This window comes from Bradyrhizobium sp. CIAT3101 (assembly GCF_029714945.1).
GTDB lineage: Bacteria > Pseudomonadota > Alphaproteobacteria > Rhizobiales > Xanthobacteraceae > Bradyrhizobium.
In genome coordinates this window covers 1252708-1269643 of sequence record NZ_CP121634.1, presented here as the reverse complement: position 1 = coordinate 1269643, position 16936 = coordinate 1252708, and the positions used below count along the sequence as shown (strand labels likewise).

Below are 16936 nucleotides of genomic sequence, written 5' to 3'. Positions count from 1 at the left end.
TGAAGAAATCCGGATTCCCGTCCTTCGAACATTGGACACCCTCGCCGCAATGAGCTGTTGCTGACGATCTCGAAGCAGCTCCGCGTCGACTATTGCGCCGATGCGATCGAAGCGATCGTGAAGCATGTCGCGCCGGAGCTCGGGTGGCGGTGAGACCGCGACCCAATTCGCTGCGCAAGTCAGCTCGTCTCTTGCCGACCCCGGATCTTCGCGAGCCAGGCCGCCAAACGCGGATGCCTGGTATAGCGGCCCTCCATGCTTGCCAGCTCCTGCTGAAACACCGGCAGAGACAGCAGCCGTTCGATGTCGGGCTCGCGGATCTTCCAGATCGCCGGCGGAAAGAAGCCGTGCACCTTGAGCTCGTAGAGCTCGAAGATCGAGTGAATGATCTCGTGCACGGCCCGGCGCTCTTCCGCCGTGATCTCGATGTCGCCGGCAGCCTCGTGATCGACGAACACCGAGACCGGTAGGCGGCGTCGCAGATCGGAGACCCGGTCGGAATATCGCAGGAAGATGTCCGCGCCCAAGCGCCGATTGTTGGTATGCAGCGCCGCATAAATCGCGGCCATGCCAACGATGATCGATCCGAGCGTCATGAACCTGAGAAGATGGTCGAGCACGCGTCTGTCTCCTTGCGCCGGGCGCCGGAGTGACAGAGATAAACCAGACTGCCGGCTGATAAAATGGGGCGGCCGCCTTGCCACTCTTGCCGCTCTTGCCGCCATTCACCGGATTGCACCATGAACCAGCACCTGTCGCTCGTCAGTCTCGTGGTCGCGGACTATGATAAAGCGATCGACTTCTTCACGCGTGCCCTGAATTTCGAGCTTTGTGAGGACACGCCGCTTGGCGGCAGCAAGCGCTGGGTGGTGGTGCGGCCTCGCGGCAATTTGGGCTCTGGCCTGCTGCTGGCGCGGGCGGACGGTCCGGCGCAGACGGCGCGCATCGGCGACCAGACCGGAGGCCGCGTCTTCCTGTTCCTGGAAACGGACGATTTCGAGCGCGATCATGCTCGCATGATCGCCGCCGGCGTCCGTTTCGTTCGGCCGCCGCGGCAGGAGGCTTATGGCGTCGTGGCTGTGTTCGAGGACATTTGCGGCAACCGCTGGGACCTGATCCAATCCATCAAGCGCGGTTGACGCCCGGCCGTCTCCCGCCTCACCCCGTCTTCGTGCCCGTGACGACGGCGAGCGCCTCGACGAGACGGTCGAGATCGGCTTCATCGGTAAAGAGCGCCGGCGTCACGCGGATGCACTGGCCCTTGGCGACACCGGCGCGGCGCACCGTCATGATCTTGTGGCTGTCGCGGAGCTTCACCACGATCGCCTCGTTGTCGGCCTTGCTGGTCTTGCCGGCGAGGCGGAAGGACGTGATCGCGCCATAGGAGCCGGCTTCATCCGGCGTCAGGATCTCGATGTCCTTGAAGCCGCGGGCGCGGCTCACCCAATAATCGCGCAAATAACGCAGGCGCGCCTGCTTTGCCGCGGCGCCGATCTGCTGATGCAGCGCGACGGCGGTGGGCACCGTCAGCACGGTCGCAAAATTGACCGTGCCGGTGTGAACCCGCGAGCGGATGTCGGTCTCCGCAAAATCCTCATCGCCCATGTCGCGGTCGATGGCGGCGAGGCGGTCCTTCCTGATGTAGAGGAAGCCGACGCCGAGCGGCGCGCCGATCCATTTGTGCAGGTTGAATCCGACGAAATCGGATTCGAGGTCATTGACGTGGAAGTCGATCTGTCCCCAGGAATGCGCGGCGTCGACGATGGTGTCGATGCCCTTCGCCTTCGCCATGCGTGCGATCTCCGCGACCGGCATGACCAGGCCGGTGCGATGGCTGACATGGGTCAGCAGCAGAAGTTTCGTCTTCGGATTGGCCTCGATGGCACGGGCATAGGCATCCAGCACCGCCTGGCGGGTCGCGGGCTCCGGCACGTCGAACCTGACCACGTCGACGCCACGGCGCGCCTTGAGCGAATTCATCGCATACTGCATCGAATCATAATCGAGATCGGCATAGAGCACGCCGTCGCCAGGCTTCAGCCTGTTGTAGCCGCCGATGAGCAACTGCAGCGCTTCGGTCGCGCCGCGCGTCAGCGCGATCTCCTCGGGCGCGGCACCAACCGCCTCGGCCACCCTGGCGCGCACGGCTTCGAAATCCGCGCCGACGCGCTGCCGTGCGTAAAAAGTGTTCTGGAAGTTGACCATGTCGGACTGGCGGATGAACTCGCGCCTCACCGGCTCGGGCATGATGCCCCAATAGCCGTTCTCGAAATTGACGACATCGCCCGTCACGGCATAGAGCCCCTTCACGGCGGCCCAATAGGCCTTGTCGGTGGCGATGGCGGCGGCCGTTCCGGTCGGCGACGGCGGCAAGCCTTCGGCTGCCATCGCCGGTGTCGCAAGCGGGGCCACGGCTGCGGCCGCGAGGCCTTTCAGAATCGACCGGCGGTTGGACGAAATGGTCTCAATCAGATTCATGTCAGCCTCTACGAATGCGCAGCGAACGGAGCCGCAATCAATAGAGCGCGAATGACAGCACAGTGACAGTTGAATGATGCGGACTTGCGCTTGCGGCCATCCTTCGAGACGCCCGCTTAGGCGGGCTCCTCAGGATGAGGACGGAGGGCGTGGCCACCGCTTCGAAGGCTCCAGATGCCGATTAGCCTCACCCCGCCTTCACGCTCGCATCGATCAGCAGCTTCGCCGCTGCGAGCGCCGATTGCGCGGGGCCGTCTTCGGACTGCTGGCCGGTGACGTAGATGCCCTCGATCAGGAGCAGCAGCGCGTCGCCGAGCACGTTCGGCTGGCGCGCACCCATGCCGGCTGCGAGCTCGCGCAGGCGTTTGCGAAACACCTTCTTGTGCGCTTCGGCGACTTGCCGGGCGGGATTGTCCCGCGAGGGATATTCCACTGCGGCGTTGCTCAGCCCGCAGCCGCGATAGCCCTTGGCCACGGCGCGCGACGAGAGCTGGCCGATATAGGCCAGCACGTGATCGCGCGCATTGCCGTAGGTCTTGCCGCCGGGGCGTTCGAAATTTTCCCAGAAGCTCAGATCGTAGTCGCGCAAATAAGCAGCGGCGAGATCGTCCTTGGAGGCGAAGGCGCGATACAGGCTCGGTTTTGTCACCCCGGCGCGGTCCACCACCTCGTCGACACCGACGGCGCGAATGCCCTCGCGGTAGAACAATTCCCTGGCGGAGGCGCGGATCCGGTCGGCGGCCCGGAGCGGCGCTTCGGCGGGTTTCTCGGCTTTCTTGGGCATCTCGCTTCGTCTCGTCTCAGGCACGGGGCTTGACAATGTTACTGACCGGTACGTATTAGTACCGCATCGCAATACGTACCGGTAAGTAACATGCCCGAACCCTCCTTTCAATCCACCTCCGTCTCCCGGCGGCCGTTCGGCCCGAACTACGCTTTCGTGGTCGTCGCCGTGATCTTCCTGGCGCTGCTCGCCTCGGCCGGCCTGCGCGCGACGCCGGGCGTGCTGATGCTGCCGCTGCAAAAAGCCTTCGGCTGGGACGTCAGCGTGATCTCGTCGTCGGCCGCGGTCGGCATCTTCCTCTACGGCCTTGCGGGTCCGTTCGCCGCGGCGGTGATGCAGCGCTTCGGCATCCGCCGCACCGTGCTGGGCGCGCTGGCATTGATGTCGGTCTCGACGGCGATGAGCTATTTCATGACCGCGCCGTGGCAGTTGTTCATGAGCTGGGGACTGCTCTCCGGCATCGGCTCGGGCGCGGTCGCCAACGTGCTCGGCGCCACCATCGTCAACCGCTGGTTCACCACCAATCGCGGCCTCGTCATGGGACTGCTGACCGCGAGCACGGCCACCGGTACGCTCATCTTCATGCCGGGCCTCGCATCGCTGGTCGAATGGGGCGGCTGGAAGCCGGTGGTGCTGACGGTGGCGGCCTGCTGCGCGGCGCTGATTCCGCTGGTCTATTTTCTGGTGCCGGAGCGGCCCGCAACGATCGGCCTGCGCTCCTATGGCAGCACGCATGACGACCAGCCGGCGGCACCGGCGCAGGGCAATCCGTTCGTCGCGGCGATCGGCAACCTCGTGCGCGCCGCGAAGACGCAGACATTCTGGTTCCTGTTCGCGACCTTCTTCATCTGCGGATTCACCACCAACGGCCTCGTCGGCACCCATCTGATCGCGTTCTGCGGCGACCACGGCATCTTCGAGGTGCAGGCCGCAAGCCTGCTGGCGCTGATGGGATTCTTCGACCTGTTCGGTACCACGCTGTCGGGCTGGCTCACCGACCGCTTCGATCCGCGCAAGCTGCTGTTCTTCTATTACGGCCTGCGCGGGCTGTCGCTGATCTACCTGCCCTACTCGGACTTCTCGTTCGTCAGCCTGTCGGTGTTCGCGGTGTTCTACGGCCTCGACTGGATCGCGACCGTGCCGCCGACCGTGCGTATCGCCAACGAAGCCTTCGGCGACAAGAACGCGCCGCTGATCTTCGGCTGGGTCGTCGCCGGCCATCAACTCGGGGCCGCCTGCGCCGCCTTCTTCGCCGGCTTCATGCGCTCGTCGCAGGGCGATTATCTGCAGGCCTTCATGATCGCAGGCATGACCGGCATCGTCGCAGCCGTGCTGTCGCTGATGATCGGGCGGCGGCCGAAGCAGCCACAGTTCGCTGCGGCGTGAGAGACGACGTGCCGGCAAGGCACTGACCTTGCCGGCGCAGCTGCCCGCGTTGCTTGATTTGGAGGTTGATTCCGTTAAGGAATTTGAAATATTGTGATGACGAAGCGGGCCACGCGATGGCTCGTGCAGGAGCTTGAGAGTTCGCGTTGCGTCCAGCTCCATCCCAATCAACCGAAACGATCTGTGGCGGCCTGGCGAATGAGCGCTTCCCTCCTTTCAACGGTCGGTGACCATTTCTTCATCGGCCTGAAGCCGACCAGCGTGCTCGATGACCGCGACCGCGCGCTGCTGCGGGATCTCCGGCCCGCCGGCGTCATCCTCTACAAGAGCAATTTCCGCCACGACCTGCCCTATCGGGACTGGCTGTCGGTCCACCGGGATCTGATCGCCGCGATCCGCGACGCCTCGCAGCGCGACAAGCAGTTCATCGCCATCGATCACGAAGGCGGACGCGTCTGCCGCACGCCGGCACCGATCACGCGCTTTTCCTATGCGGCGCGCTGGGCTGGGACCTCCGAGCAGGTCGGCGACGCCATGGGCGTCGAGCTCGCCTCGCTCGGCTGCAATCTCAACTTCGCGCCGGTGCTCGACATTCACTCCAACCCCGCCAACCCTGTCATCGGCGAGCGCGCCTTCGGCCGCACCGCTGACGACGTCATCAAGGCGATGCTGCCGTTCGCCAGGGCGATGGAGCGCCGCGGCGTCCGGGCCTGCGGCAAGCACTTTCCGGGGCATGGCGACACGCAGGTGGATTCCCATCACGAATTGCCGGTCATCGATCTCGACCTCGACCAGATCAAGGCGCGCGAGCTGAAGCCCTTTGCCGCCGCGATCGACGGCGGCATCGGGATGATGATGACGTCGCATATCCTGTACCGGAAGCTCGATGCCAACGACCCCGTCACGCTGTCGCGCGCGATCACGCAGGGGCTGTTGCGCGAGGCGATGAATTTCCGCGGCGTGATCGTGTCCGACGACGTCGGCATGCGCGCGATGGCGGGCCGGCTGGACGCGCCGGATGCCGGTGCGCGCTTCATGGCAGCCGGCAACGACATGCTGATGATCTGCTCGCATCTGACTGACACCGAACGCGCGCGCGCGCTCGCCCAGTCGATCATCAACGGCGTCGATTCGGGCAAGCTCGATCCGGCCGTGCTGAAGGCTTCCAGCCAGCGCGTCAACGCGATGCTCGAGAGCACCGCGCAGAACGCCGTGTCGGAGCTGCCCGCCGAGGTGCTTGCCCGCCATCGCGGCGCCGGCACCCAGTTCGAGGCGGCGACCGTCGAAGTCGTGTAGGGCCTCCCCGACGAAATCCATCAGCGGACCTGACGTTCAGCAGCGCCGGCGCCGTTGATCTCGATATGCTACACGTGCTAATGTTACGAATGGTAGCATATCGTGCCCTGCCGATATATCAACGTCAGGTTGCTTCGTGCTAAGGAGGTTCCACGCCGGGACGATCGACCCGGCGGCCGGCTCAGGTGATGGGTTTGAACGTGAAACGCGCAGCAAAACTCCTCATCGGCGCGCTGGTCGTGTTGCCGGCCGGCACCGCGGCCTATTATTTCAGGAATGACCTGAAGGACATCAAGCTCCCGTTCGCGCTGCCCTTCATGCAGGCAGCGGAGGCCGAGCGCGGTGTCGCGCCCGCTCCTCCTCCGCGGCCGCCGGTCGCCGTCAAAGTCGCCGCCGCGAAGGCGGAGGACGTCCCGATCTATCTGACCGGCATCGGCACCATCCAGGCCTACAACACCGTCAACGTGCAGAGCCGGGTCGACGGCGAGATCGTCCAGATCCTTTTCCAGGAAGGGCAGGACGTCAAACAAGGCGACATCCTCGCGGTGATCGATCCGCGCCCGTTCCAGGCCCAGCTCGATCAGCAGATCGCGGTGAGGCAGAAGGATCAGGCGCTGCTCGACGGCGCCCAGATCGACATGGAGCGCTATGATGCGCTGATCCAGAAGGCCGCCGCGATCTCGCGGCAGGTCGTGGACCAGCAACACGCGCTGGTCGAGCAGTACAAGGCGCAGGTCCGCAACGACGACGCCCAGATCGAATATGCGCGCACGCAGCTCGGCTTCACCAATATCCGCGCGCCGATCAACGGACGACTCGGCATCCGCCAGGTCGACCAGGGCAATTACGTCCGCGCGGTGTCGCCGACGACCATCGTCACCGTCACGCAATTGCAGCCGATCTCGGTGATCTACACCCTCGCCGCGGTCGCGGTCGGCCAGACCCGGCTCAGCCTCGGCCAGGCCGATGCACCTGTGGTCGCGCTCACCGCCGACAACACCACCGAGCTCGACAAGGGCACGATCACGCTGGTCGACAACCAGGTCGATCAGGCCAGCGGCACGATCAAGCTGAAGGCGACCTTTCCGAACAAGGCGCTGAAACTCTGGCCGGGCAATTTCGCCAACGGGCGGATCACGGTGGACACGCGCAAGAACGCGATCACCGCGCCGGCGATCGCCGTGCGGCACGGCCCACGCGGCGATTTCGTCTGGGTCGCGAAGGCGGACGATACGGCGGCCTTTCGCCCCGTCACGGTCGGACAGATTTTCGACGGACGCGCGCTGATCGACAAGGGTCTCGCCAGGGGCGAGCGCGTCGTCACCGACGGCTATTACCGGCTCGAGAACGGCGCGCGCATCACGATCGAGGGCCAGACGCCGACCGCCAAGGCGCAGCCCGCCACCCAGCCGCGCTCCGAGCCGCGCGTTGACTGAGGTCCGCCATGTCCGCGCCCTTCATCCTCCGGCCAATCGCAACGACGCTGATGATCGTCGCGGTCGTGCTGCTGGGTATGCTCGGCTATCGTGAGCTGCCGATCGCGCCGCTGCCGAATGTCGACTTCCCCACCATCCAAGTGGTGACGCGCTATCCCGGCGCCTCGGCCACCGTCGTTGCAACCTCGATCACCGCGCCGCTGGAGCATTATTTCGGCACGATCTCCGGGCTGACCGACATGAGCTCGACCAGCTCCTACGGCTACAGCCAGATCACGCTGCAATTCGACCTGTCGCGCAAGATCGACGCGGCCGCGCAGGACGTGCAGGCGCGGATCAATGCGGCGGCGGGCTGGATTCCGGTCGAGCAGCTGCCGAGCCCGCCGACCTATCGCATGGTCAATCCGGCCGACACGCCGGTGCTGATCCTGGCGCTGACCTCGAAGACGATGGCGCTGCACGAGGCCAATGATCACGCCGCGACCATTCTGGTGCCGAAACTGTCGCAGATCCCGGGCGTCGGCGCCGTCAGCATCGAAGGCGGACAAACCCGGGCCATACGCCTGCAGATGAACCCGACCCGGCTGGCCGGGCTCGGCATGTCGCTCGACGACGTTCGCCGCGGCATCGCCGCCACCACCGCGGACAATCCCAAGGGCTCGCTCGACGGTCCCAGGCAGGCGTTTCACGTCGACACCAACGACCAGCTGTTCACCGCGGAGGCCTATCAGGACGCGGTGATCGCCTATCGCAACGGCGCGCCGGTGCTGCTGCGCGATGTCGGCAGCGCCATCGACGGCGTCGAGGATGCCGAGCAGGCGGCCTGGTTCCAGGGCGAGCGCGCCGTGCTGCTGGACATCCAGCGCCAGCCCGGCGCCAACACCATCGAGGTCGTGAATGCCATCAAGAACATCCTGCCGAAGCTGCAGGATTCGCTTCCCGCGGCGCTGAAGATCTCCGTCGTTAGCGACCGCACCACGACGATCCGGGCCGCGATCCACGATGTGCAGTTCACGCTGGTGCTGACGGTGGCCCTCGTCGTGCTCGTGATCTTCATCTTCCTGCGCAAGCTGTGGGCGACCGTGATCCCGAGCGTCACGCTGCCGGTCTCGCTGGTCGCAACCTTCGGCGTCATGGCGCTGTGCGGCTTCAGCCTCGACAATCTCTCGCTGATGGCACTGACGATTGCTTCAGGATTCGTCGTCGACGACGCCATCGTGATGATCGAGAACATCGCGCGCTATGTCGAGGACGGGGAGGATCCGCTTCAAGCGGCCTTGAAGGGCGCGCGACAGATCGGCTTCACCATCGTCTCGCTGACGGTGTCGCTGATCGCGGTGTTCATCCCGCTGCTGCTGATGGGCGGCGTGGTGGGCCGGTTGTTCCGGGAGTTCGCGATCACGCTGTCCTTTGCCGTCGTCATCTCCGGCCTCGTTTCGCTGACGCTGACGCCGATGATGTGCGCGCAGCTGCTGCGGCACGAGGACCCCAACGCGCAGCACGGCTTTCTGTACCGCATCAGCGAGCGCGGCTTCGACGCCTCCGCCAGCTTCTATGTGTGGGGGCTCGACTGGGTGCTGAGACACCGCAAGCTCACGCTTGTCTTCACCGTACTCACTCTGGTCGCGACCGTGATGCTGTACGTCGCGATCCCGAAGGGATTCCTGCCCTTGCAGGATACTGGTCTTTTGATCGGCACCACCGATGCGGCCCAGGACATCTCCTTTGCGGCGATGGCCGAGCGACAGCAGCAGCTTGCCGCCGTGATCGGGCGCGACCCCGACGTCGTCACCGTCGGCAGCTTCGTCGGCATCGGATCCGTCAACACGACGCTGAACAGCGGCCGGCTCTATATCGATATCGGTAGCCCCGACGCGCGGACATCGTCCGCGGCAACCGTGATGGCGCGGCTGCAGCATGCGGTCGAGGGCGTTCACGGCATCACGCTGCATCTGCAGCCGGCGCAGGATCTGCAGATCGAATCGCGCGTCGCGCGCACGCAATACCAGTATGCGCTGCAGGATCTCGACGAGGACGAGCTTCGGCTGTGGAGCCGGCGCCTGGTCGAGGCGCTGCGCAAGCGGCCGGAGCTCGCCGACGTCGCCGACGACCGTCAGGACGAAGGCCTGCAGATGTCCGTCACCATCGACCGCCAGCTCGCGGCGAGCTACGGCGTCAGCCTGAACACGATCGACCAGACGCTCTATGACGCGTTCGGGCAGCGCCAGATCGCAACCGTGTTCGGTCCCCTCACCCAGTATCACGTGATCCTCGAGGTCGATCCTGCCTTGCGCAACGATCCCGATATTCTGGGCAAGATTTATCTGACCGCGGCCGCCGCCGCGGCCAGCACGATCGATCAGTCGACCAGCGGCTTCAGCGGTGCCTTCAGCAAGGCTTCCGCGCCGGTGCCGCTGTCGGCCTTCGCGCGGATCGAGCGGCAGCACGCGCCGCTGCTGATCTCGCACCAGGGGCTGTTTCCCGCCACCACGATCTCGTTCAATTTGGCCGACGGCGTTTCGCTGAGCCACGCAACGGAGGCACTGCGCCAGACCGAGCGCGAGATCGGACTGCCGGATGCGGTCACGACCAAGCTGGTCGGCACCGCCGCCGAGTTCGCCAACTCGCTCTCGGACGAGAAGTGGCTGCTGCTGGCCGCGATCGTGACGGTCTACCTGATCCTCGGCATGCTCTATGAGAGCTACATCCACCCGATCACGATCCTGTCGACCTTGCCGTCGGCGGGCATCGGCGCGCTGCTGGCGCTGATGCTGTATCGGCAGGATCTCAATCTGATCTCGCTGATCGGCATCATCCTGCTGATCGGCATCGTCAAGAAGAACGCCATCATGATGGTGGATTTCGCGCTCGCGGCCGAGCGCGAGGACGGCGCGTCCTCGTTCGACGCCATCCGGCAGGCCTGCATTCTGCGCTTCCGCCCGATCATGATGACGACGATGGCGGCGCTGTTCGGCGCGCTGCCGCTGGCGATCGGCTCGGGCACCGGCTCCGAGCTGCGCCAGCCGCTCGGCATCGCCATCGTCGGCGGACTGATCGTCTCGCAGGTTCTCACGCTCTACACGACCCCCGTCGTCTATCTGGCGTTCGCCTCGCTGCGCACCCGGTTCGGATGGAAATCCGGATCCGCCATTGATCCGGCGGCGCTGCCGCAGGCCGAACGGCCGGCGCCGTGAGCATCACCGCGCAATTCGTGCTGCGGCCGGTAGCGACGACGCTGCTGATGATCGGCGTGTTCCTGCTGGGTTGCGTCGCCTATTTCCGTCTGCCGATCGCCTCGGTGCCGGCGGTGGAGCGGCCCACCATCGGAATCTACGCACCTTTCCCCGGCGCAAGCCCGACAACGGTCGCCAATGCGCTGTCGCAGCCACTCGAGACCACGCTCGCGCTGATCCCGGGCGTGACGGAAATCACCTCGTTCAGCGCCATGGGCGGCACCAGCATCACGGTGCAGTTCGAGCTCTCCGTGGATATCGATGCCGCCGCCGGCGCGGTGCAGGCCGCCATCAATTCGGCCGGGCCAAATCTGCCGAAAGGACCTTGGCCGCCGACCTATTGGAAGGCAAACCCGGCAGGCTTCGCAGTCGTGGCGCTCGCCTTGACCAGCGACGTGTTCACGCCCGGTGAGGTCTACAGCCTCGCCGACGGCGTGATCTCGCCAAAACTGTCGCAACTGCCCGGCGTCGCGCGGATCAACGTCACCGGCGCGGAGCGTAGTGCGGTGCGCATCCAGGTGTCACCGGCCCGACTCGCCGCCATGAACCTGTCGCTGGAGGCAGCGCGCGTCGCTGTCCTCAATGCGTCGCAGAACCTGCCCAAAGGCGCGATCTCGGTCGACGGCCAGCGTCTCACCATCGAAGCCAACGACCAGCTGCTCCAAGCCGTCGATTATCGCGATATCGTGCTGGCCTGGCGTAACGGCGCGCCGGTTCGCCTCGGCGATGTCGCCTCCGTGAGCGACAGCGTCATCAACAACCGCCTCGCCGGCTGGTACGGCACCGAGCGCGGCGTCGTCCTGTTCGTCTACAAGCAGTCGGACGCCAACATCGTCGAGACCGTCGATGCCATCAAGGCCGAGCTGCCGGAAATCCAGCGCTGGCTGCCGCCCGGTATCAAGCTGCACACGATCTATGACCGCACCACGCTGATCCGGGCCGCCGTGAACGACGTCAAGCTCACGCTGGTGATCGCCTCCGTGCTCGTCGTGCTCGTTATCGCGCTGTTCCTGAGGCGGTTCTGGGCGACGATGATCCCGAGCGTCACCATCCCCGTCTCGCTGGCCGCGACCCTGTTCGTGATGAATCTGTGCGGCTTTAGCCTGGACAATCTGTCGCTGATGGCGCTGACCATCGCCGCCGGCTTCGTCGTGGACGACGCCATCGTCATGATCGAGAACATCATTCGGCGCATGTCCGGAGGTGAGCCGGCGCTGCAGGCCGCCATCAACGGCGCCCGCCAGATGGCGTTCACGGTCATCGCCATCACCGTCGCCCTGATCGCGGCGCTGATCCCGATCCTGTTCATGCCCGACGTCGTCGGGCGCTATTTCCGCGAGTTCGGCGTGACGCTGGTGGTCGCGATCGTTTCTTCGGCGGTGATCTCGCTGACGCTGACGCCGATGATGTGCGGACATCTGCTGGATCGCGGCCGGCAGCGGCTGCACAACCCCGACGCAGACCCCGGCCACCGCACTTTCTATGCCCGCAGCCTCGACTGGACGCTGCGCCACCGTTTTCTCACCGTCCTGATGATCACAGCCCTGACAGGGGCCAGCGTCTGGCTCTATCTGCAACTGCCGAAGGGTTTCATGCCGACCCAGGACACCGGCGTCATGTTCGTCCGGACCGTGGCGCCGTCGAACATCTCGTTTCTCTCCATGGAAGACCGGCAGCGAGCCGTCGGCGAAGCGATCCTCGGGGATCCCGCGATCTCGGGTCTCACATCCTATATCGGCGAGGGCAATGGCAACGCGCTCAGCGTCGGGCAGATGCTGGTCGCGCTGAAGCCGCCCGAGGTGCGCAAGCTGTCGATCCAGCAGGTCATCACGCGCCTGCGCGAGCGCATGAACCGGATCGACGGCGTCCGGGTGTTCTTCGTGCCGCTCCAGGATCTCAATCTCGGCGTCCAGTCCGGTGGGTCGAGGTTTCAATATACGATGTGGGGCATCGACGAAGCGGAAGTGATACGCGCCGCTGAAAGCATGATCCGGCGCGTGCGCGGCATTCCGCAGATCATCGACGTCATCGCGAGCTGGGAGACCGGAGGCCTGCAGGCCGGGCTCACCATCGACCGCGTTCGCGCCGCGATGCTCGGCGTCACGCCCGTCGCGGTCGACAACACGCTCAACGACGCCTTCGGCCAGCGTCAGATCAATCTTCTCTTCCTGCCAACCAACTATGCGCGTGTGATCTTCGAGGTCGAGCCGGAGGCGGCGAGCGGCCCCGACTCCATGAGCCAGATCTACGTGCCGAGCGCCAGCGGCAAAGCAGTGCCGCTGACAGCCTTGACCAAGCCGCAGCGCGCGCACGCGGCGATGTGGGTGCGTCACAGCGCCCAGTTTCCGGCCGCGACGATTTTCTTCGACATCAAGCCCGGCACGTCGATCGGCGACGCCATCGCCTCGATCCGCAAGGAGGAGGCCGAGGCCAAGCTGCCCGACGACGTCAAGGCGGAATTTCGCGGCGAAGCCAAGGAAGCCGACAAGTCGATCGTCAAACAGGCCGCGCTGTTCGGAGCCGCGCTGATCGCGATCTACCTCGCGCTCGGCATGCTCTACGAGAGCTACGTCCATCCGCTGACCATTCTCTCGACCCTGCCGCCGACCGCCTTCGGGGCGCTGGTCGCGCTGTGGGCGACCGGAACGCAGTTCACGCTGGTGACCACCATTGCCTGCATCCTGCTGGTCGGCATGGTGATGAAGAACGCCATCATGATGGTCGACTATGCCCTCGATGCGGAGCGGCATCGCGGCCTCAACGCCCATGACGCCATCCTGCTCGCGGCACGGCTGCGGGCGCGGCCGATCACGATGACGATGCTGGCCGCGTTCCTCAGCGCCGTCCCGATCGCCTTCGGCACCGGCCCGGGTTTCGAGATCCGCCAGCCGCTCGGCATCACCATCATGGGTGGCCTCGTCGTCGCCCAGCTGTTCACGCTGTACTCAACGCCGGCGATGTACCTGCTCCTGGACAGGCTGCGGCGGAGGAAGAAGACACCCGCCGCGAGCGCGCCTCAGGCATCCGCTGCCGTCGGCGCTTCGTCTCTTCCCGGTCTCAACGGCTAGGACGCCCAGGGACTCCGAGCCTGGCCGTAAGCCTCGCGCAATCTCCCCCTGCTGAAGTCGAATCAACCGCGACGCCAGAGAGGCGGGGTTGCGCCCGTCAGAAGCCGCTGCCGCCGTCGAGGTGGACGTTCGCCATGAACGGGACTTGAGCAGCGATGAGCACAGCAGCCGCCTTCTGCGAAGCGGGCCTTGCGCATGTCAGGGAGGGACGGCCTCTCGACGCGCGTGCCTGCTATCAGCAGGCCCTTGGCATCGATGCGGAACACACCGACGCCCAGCATCTCATGGGGCTGCTGTTTCTCCAGGCCAGGCAATACAACGAGGCCCTCGCGTGGATCGTTCGCGCGATCCAGCGCGCGCCGAAGCCCGAATATCTGGCGAGCTTCGCGACGGTCCTGCAGCAATATGGGCGCTGCGATGAGGCGCTTAACGTCATCGACCAGGCGATTCAGCTTCGGCCCGACGATGCCGAGCTGTGGCGACAGCGCGGCGACATCTTCATTCAACTTGCGCGGCTCGATCAGGCTCTGCCGAGCTTTCAACAGACACTCAAGCTCGATCCATATCACCCCGACGCTCTGTATAAGAGCGGGGCTCTCCTCCACAAGCTCGAGCGCAACGAGGAGGCCGTGGCAGCTCTTGATCTCAGCGACAGCCTGTGCCCGAACCATGCCCCGACGCTGCGGACGCGCGCATGGGTTCTCTATTGCCTGAAACGGTTCGAGGACTCCGCGGCCGACGGCAGGCGGGCACACGAACTCGATCCCGACAATGCCGAGATCTGCAACAATCTCGGCCTTTCGTTGCGGCGGCTCGGCCGGAATGACGAGGCGCTGGCGTGGTTCGACAAGGCCATCTCGATCAAGCCGCGCTTCGTCGATGGCTTCGACAACAAGCTGGTCGCGCTTTTCCAGCTTCATCGCTTCGACGAGGTGTTCGCGCTGTCCGATCGCATGAATTCGCTCGGGCTGAGCAGCACGGTGACAGCGTGGAATGTATCTCTGGCCCACCTCCTGACAGGCAATCTCGAAGCCGGCTGGCGCGGACACCAGGCCCGATTGAAGCTGTCATCGGCAAGACACCCTCAGTTTCAGCGACCGATGTGGCTCGGGGAGGACGACATCGCGGGAAAGACGATCCTTGTCGCGGCCGACGAGGGGTTGGGCGACACCATCCACTTCGTCCGCTACGTCCCCATGCTGGCGGAGCGCGGAGCACGCGTCATTCTCGTCGTTCAGGACCCGTTGCATCGGCTGATGTCGACGCTGAGCGGTGCATCCCTTTGTATTCCGAGGTCGGCCATGGGCACGCTGCCGGCTTTCGATCTGCACTGCCCGATATCCAGCCTGCCGCTCGCCTTCAAGACCCGTATCGATACGATCCCCTCGGGACCGTATCTGCCCGCCCCTCCAGACAGCCTTGTTCAAGCCTGGGAGAATCGCCTCGGTCCTCGCACCAGGCTTCGGGTCGGCCTGGTCTGGTCCGGCGATCCACACCACGTGAACGACGAGACCCGCTCGATTCCGCTGCGAACGCTGACCGGCATCCTCGACGTCGATGCCAGCTTCGTCAGCCTGCAGAAGGCCCCGCGCCCGCACGATGCGGCGGTCCTGCGCGAGCGAAGCGACATTGTCGACCTGACCGCCGATCTCACCGACTTCACGGATACGGCCGCGTTGATCAGCTGCCTTGATCTCGTGATCACCGTCGACACCAGCGTCGCCCATCTCGCCGGCGCCCTCGGCCGCCCGACCTGGATCCTGCTGCCATGGACGCCCGACTACCGCTGGCTGCTCGATCGCGCGGACAGCCCCTGGTATCCGAGCGTGCGGCTGTTCCGGCAGACCGAGACGCGCGACTATGAGAGCGTGCTTGATCGCGTGCGGGAGGAATTGCGGGCACGGACCGAAGCATTCGATCATTGCAGCCGAGCCGGCGTATAGAGTTCGTTAACGCAGCCGCCTTAGCCTTTAAGTCCTTGGGCGAAATCGTGACGGGCTGCCGGATCGTCGATGACAGAACACCATGCTGCCTCGACTTTGCCGGACGAGGTTCGCGTACGACTGTACGATCAGGCTCTGAATGCCGCTCGCATCGGCGCCTGGGAATGTGAACTCGGGACGGAGCGCCTGAGCTGGACCCAGGGCGTCTACGACATCTTCGGCTATCCCGAGAGCAATCCGCTGCGGCGCGCGAATATCGTCGATCTCTACATGGACGAATCGCGGCGCCACATGGAGCTGGCGCGTGCCGAGGTGATCCGGAGCGGTTGCCCGGTCACGCTCGATACCGAGATCAGGACCTGGCGCGGTGAAAAGCGCTGGATGCGCCTCTCGATCAACGCGGTGCGCGAGGGCGGAAGGCCGGTGCGGATCTTCGGCTCCAAGCAGGACGTCACCTCCGACCGGCAGGCCCTGGAGAACCTGCGGCAGCAGGCCGAAACCGATCCGCTCACGGGGCTCGCCAATCGTGCGGTGTTTCAGGCCCGTTATCGCGAGGTCGTCAACGACAGCCTGAATCACAGCTTTGCGTCAGCGCTCGTTCTGATCGACCTCGACGGCTTCAAGCAGCTCAACGATACATCAGGCCATCTGGCCGGAGACGCATGCCTGTGCGAGGTCGCGCAGCGTCTGCGGCGGGCCTTCCACAATGCCGGCCTGGTCGGCCGGCTCGGCGGCGACGAATTCGCGATCATCCTGCGCGCTCCGAAAGATCCTGCGCGGATCGCGCGCGTGCTGCAGCAGACTGTCATGATGTTGAACCGCCCGCTGTTCTGGAACGGTCTGCGCCTCCAGGTCGGTGCCTCGATCGGAGCTGCCCTGGTTGGCCGCCCGCATCGTCGACGGATCGTCGAATTGTTCGCGGAGGCCGACATCGCGCTCTATGACGCGAAGGCCGCCGGCCGCAACCGGGTCCGTCTGATCGGCGACGACAAGCAGGGCGTGGCGGCCTAGGGCAGGTTGCGGCAGATGCGCGCGCGAACGGCTGCCCGGTCTGATCAAAACTCGCGGTTGGACAGGTTTATTCTGCACAGGGGGCAGAATGGCGCGCCCGGAACGATTCGAACGTCCGACCCTCAGATTCGTAGTCTGATGCTCTATCCAGCTGAGCTACGGGCGCGTTTTTCGCAAGACAGCGGGCTGGGCCCGCTTGCAGCCTCCAGACAGCGCCGGGAGGGGTGCGAAAGAGCGCTCTGACTAACCGCTCTTGGCCGGATTGGCAAGGTCCGGGATGGGGAGATTTTCAACTCGCTCG

The 16936-nt window shown here is 65.2% G+C and carries 11 protein-coding genes and 1 tRNA gene; 8 read left to right on the top strand and 4 right to left on the bottom strand.

Annotated elements, in window-relative coordinates; translation table 11 throughout:
- Positions 1-179: 179 nt before the first annotated feature.
- On the bottom strand, positions 180-620 hold the full coding sequence (locus QA645_RS05735) for a hypothetical protein (RefSeq protein WP_283048804.1): 441 nt from the start codon (positions 618-620) through the stop codon (positions 180-182).
- A 120-nt stretch (positions 621-740) separates the two neighbouring features.
- Between QA645_RS05735 and QA645_RS05730 the strand changes: the two genes are divergently transcribed.
- Entirely contained in the window at positions 741-1139 is a 399-nt protein-coding gene (locus QA645_RS05730) for a VOC family protein (RefSeq protein WP_283048802.1), read from the top strand.
- A 19-nt stretch (positions 1140-1158) separates the two neighbouring features.
- On the opposite strand, the gene QA645_RS05725 is transcribed toward QA645_RS05730, so the two are convergent.
- Together QA645_RS05725 and QA645_RS05720 are read right to left on the bottom strand one after the other, a co-directional pair.
- Entirely contained in the window at positions 1159-2478 is a 1320-nt protein-coding gene (locus QA645_RS05725; RefSeq protein WP_283048801.1) for an aminotransferase class V-fold PLP-dependent enzyme, read from the bottom strand.
- Between the two features lie 187 nt (positions 2479-2665).
- Positions 2666-3262: a TetR/AcrR family transcriptional regulator gene (locus QA645_RS05720; protein WP_283048799.1), complete on the bottom strand. Its 597-nt coding sequence runs from the start codon at positions 3260-3262 to the stop codon at positions 2666-2668.
- A 90-nt stretch (positions 3263-3352) separates the two neighbouring features.
- Here QA645_RS05720 and QA645_RS05715 point away from each other — a divergent pair, with 90 nt between their 5' ends.
- The 7 genes from QA645_RS05715 to QA645_RS05685 all read left to right on the top strand — a co-directional run bounded on the left by QA645_RS05715 (position 3353) and on the right by QA645_RS05685 (position 16635).
- The gene (locus tag QA645_RS05715; RefSeq protein WP_283048797.1) at positions 3353-4648 is read left to right on the top strand and encodes an MFS transporter; all 1296 of its coding nucleotides are present in this window, start codon (positions 3353-3355) and stop codon (positions 4646-4648) included.
- 198 nt (positions 4649-4846) lie between these two features.
- Positions 4847-5944, top strand: coding sequence for a glycoside hydrolase family 3 N-terminal domain-containing protein (locus tag QA645_RS05710; protein ID WP_283048795.1), 1098 nt, complete (start codon positions 4847-4849; stop codon positions 5942-5944).
- A 200-nt stretch (positions 5945-6144) separates the two neighbouring features.
- Positions 6145-7380, top strand: coding sequence for an efflux RND transporter periplasmic adaptor subunit (locus tag QA645_RS05705; RefSeq protein ID WP_283053095.1), 1236 nt, complete (start codon positions 6145-6147; stop codon positions 7378-7380).
- Positions 7381-7388: 8 nt separating this feature from the next.
- On the top strand, positions 7389-10574 hold the full coding sequence (locus tag QA645_RS05700; RefSeq protein WP_283048793.1) for an efflux RND transporter permease subunit: 3186 nt from the start codon (positions 7389-7391) through the stop codon (positions 10572-10574).
- A complete protein-coding gene (locus tag QA645_RS05695) occupies positions 10571-13681 on the top strand; it encodes an efflux RND transporter permease subunit (protein ID WP_283048791.1) in 3111 nt (1036 codons plus the stop codon). The genes QA645_RS05700 and QA645_RS05695 overlap by 4 nt, the downstream gene beginning before the upstream one ends.
- A gap of 155 nt (positions 13682-13836) precedes the next feature.
- Entirely contained in the window at positions 13837-15624 is a 1788-nt protein-coding gene (locus tag QA645_RS05690; RefSeq protein ID WP_283048790.1) for a tetratricopeptide repeat protein, read from the top strand.
- 69 nt (positions 15625-15693) lie between these two features.
- A complete protein-coding gene (locus tag QA645_RS05685) occupies positions 15694-16635 on the top strand; it encodes a sensor domain-containing diguanylate cyclase (protein WP_283048789.1) in 942 nt (313 codons plus the stop codon).
- An 89-nt stretch (positions 16636-16724) separates the two neighbouring features.
- Here the strand turns inward: QA645_RS05685 and QA645_RS05680 are convergent.
- Positions 16725-16801 (bottom strand) — tRNA-Arg (locus QA645_RS05680).
- Positions 16802-16936 lie beyond the last annotated feature (135 nt).

Excerpts from the sequence above, each read along its gene's own strand:
- QA645_RS05710 (WP_283048795.1), top strand. The coding sequence starts at position 4,847 with ATGAGCGCTTCCCTCCTTTCAACGGTCGGTGACCATTTCTTCATCGGC.
- QA645_RS05730 (WP_283048802.1), top strand. The coding sequence starts at position 741 with ATGAACCAGCACCTGTCGCTCGTCAGTCTCGTGGTCGCGGACTATGAT.
- QA645_RS05690 (WP_283048790.1), top strand. The coding sequence starts at position 13,837 with ATGAGCACAGCAGCCGCCTTCTGCGAAGCGGGCCTTGCGCATGTCAGG.
- QA645_RS05720 (WP_283048799.1), bottom strand. The coding sequence starts at position 3,262 with ATGCCCAAGAAAGCCGAGAAACCCGCCGAAGCGCCGCTCCGGGCCGCC.
- QA645_RS05700 (WP_283048793.1), top strand. The coding sequence starts at position 7,389 with ATGTCCGCGCCCTTCATCCTCCGGCCAATCGCAACGACGCTGATGATC.
- QA645_RS05725 (WP_283048801.1), bottom strand. The coding sequence starts at position 2,478 with ATGAATCTGATTGAGACCATTTCGTCCAACCGCCGGTCGATTCTGAAA.
- QA645_RS05715 (WP_283048797.1), top strand. The coding sequence starts at position 3,353 with ATGCCCGAACCCTCCTTTCAATCCACCTCCGTCTCCCGGCGGCCGTTC.
- QA645_RS05685 (WP_283048789.1), top strand. The coding sequence starts at position 15,694 with ATGACAGAACACCATGCTGCCTCGACTTTGCCGGACGAGGTTCGCGTA.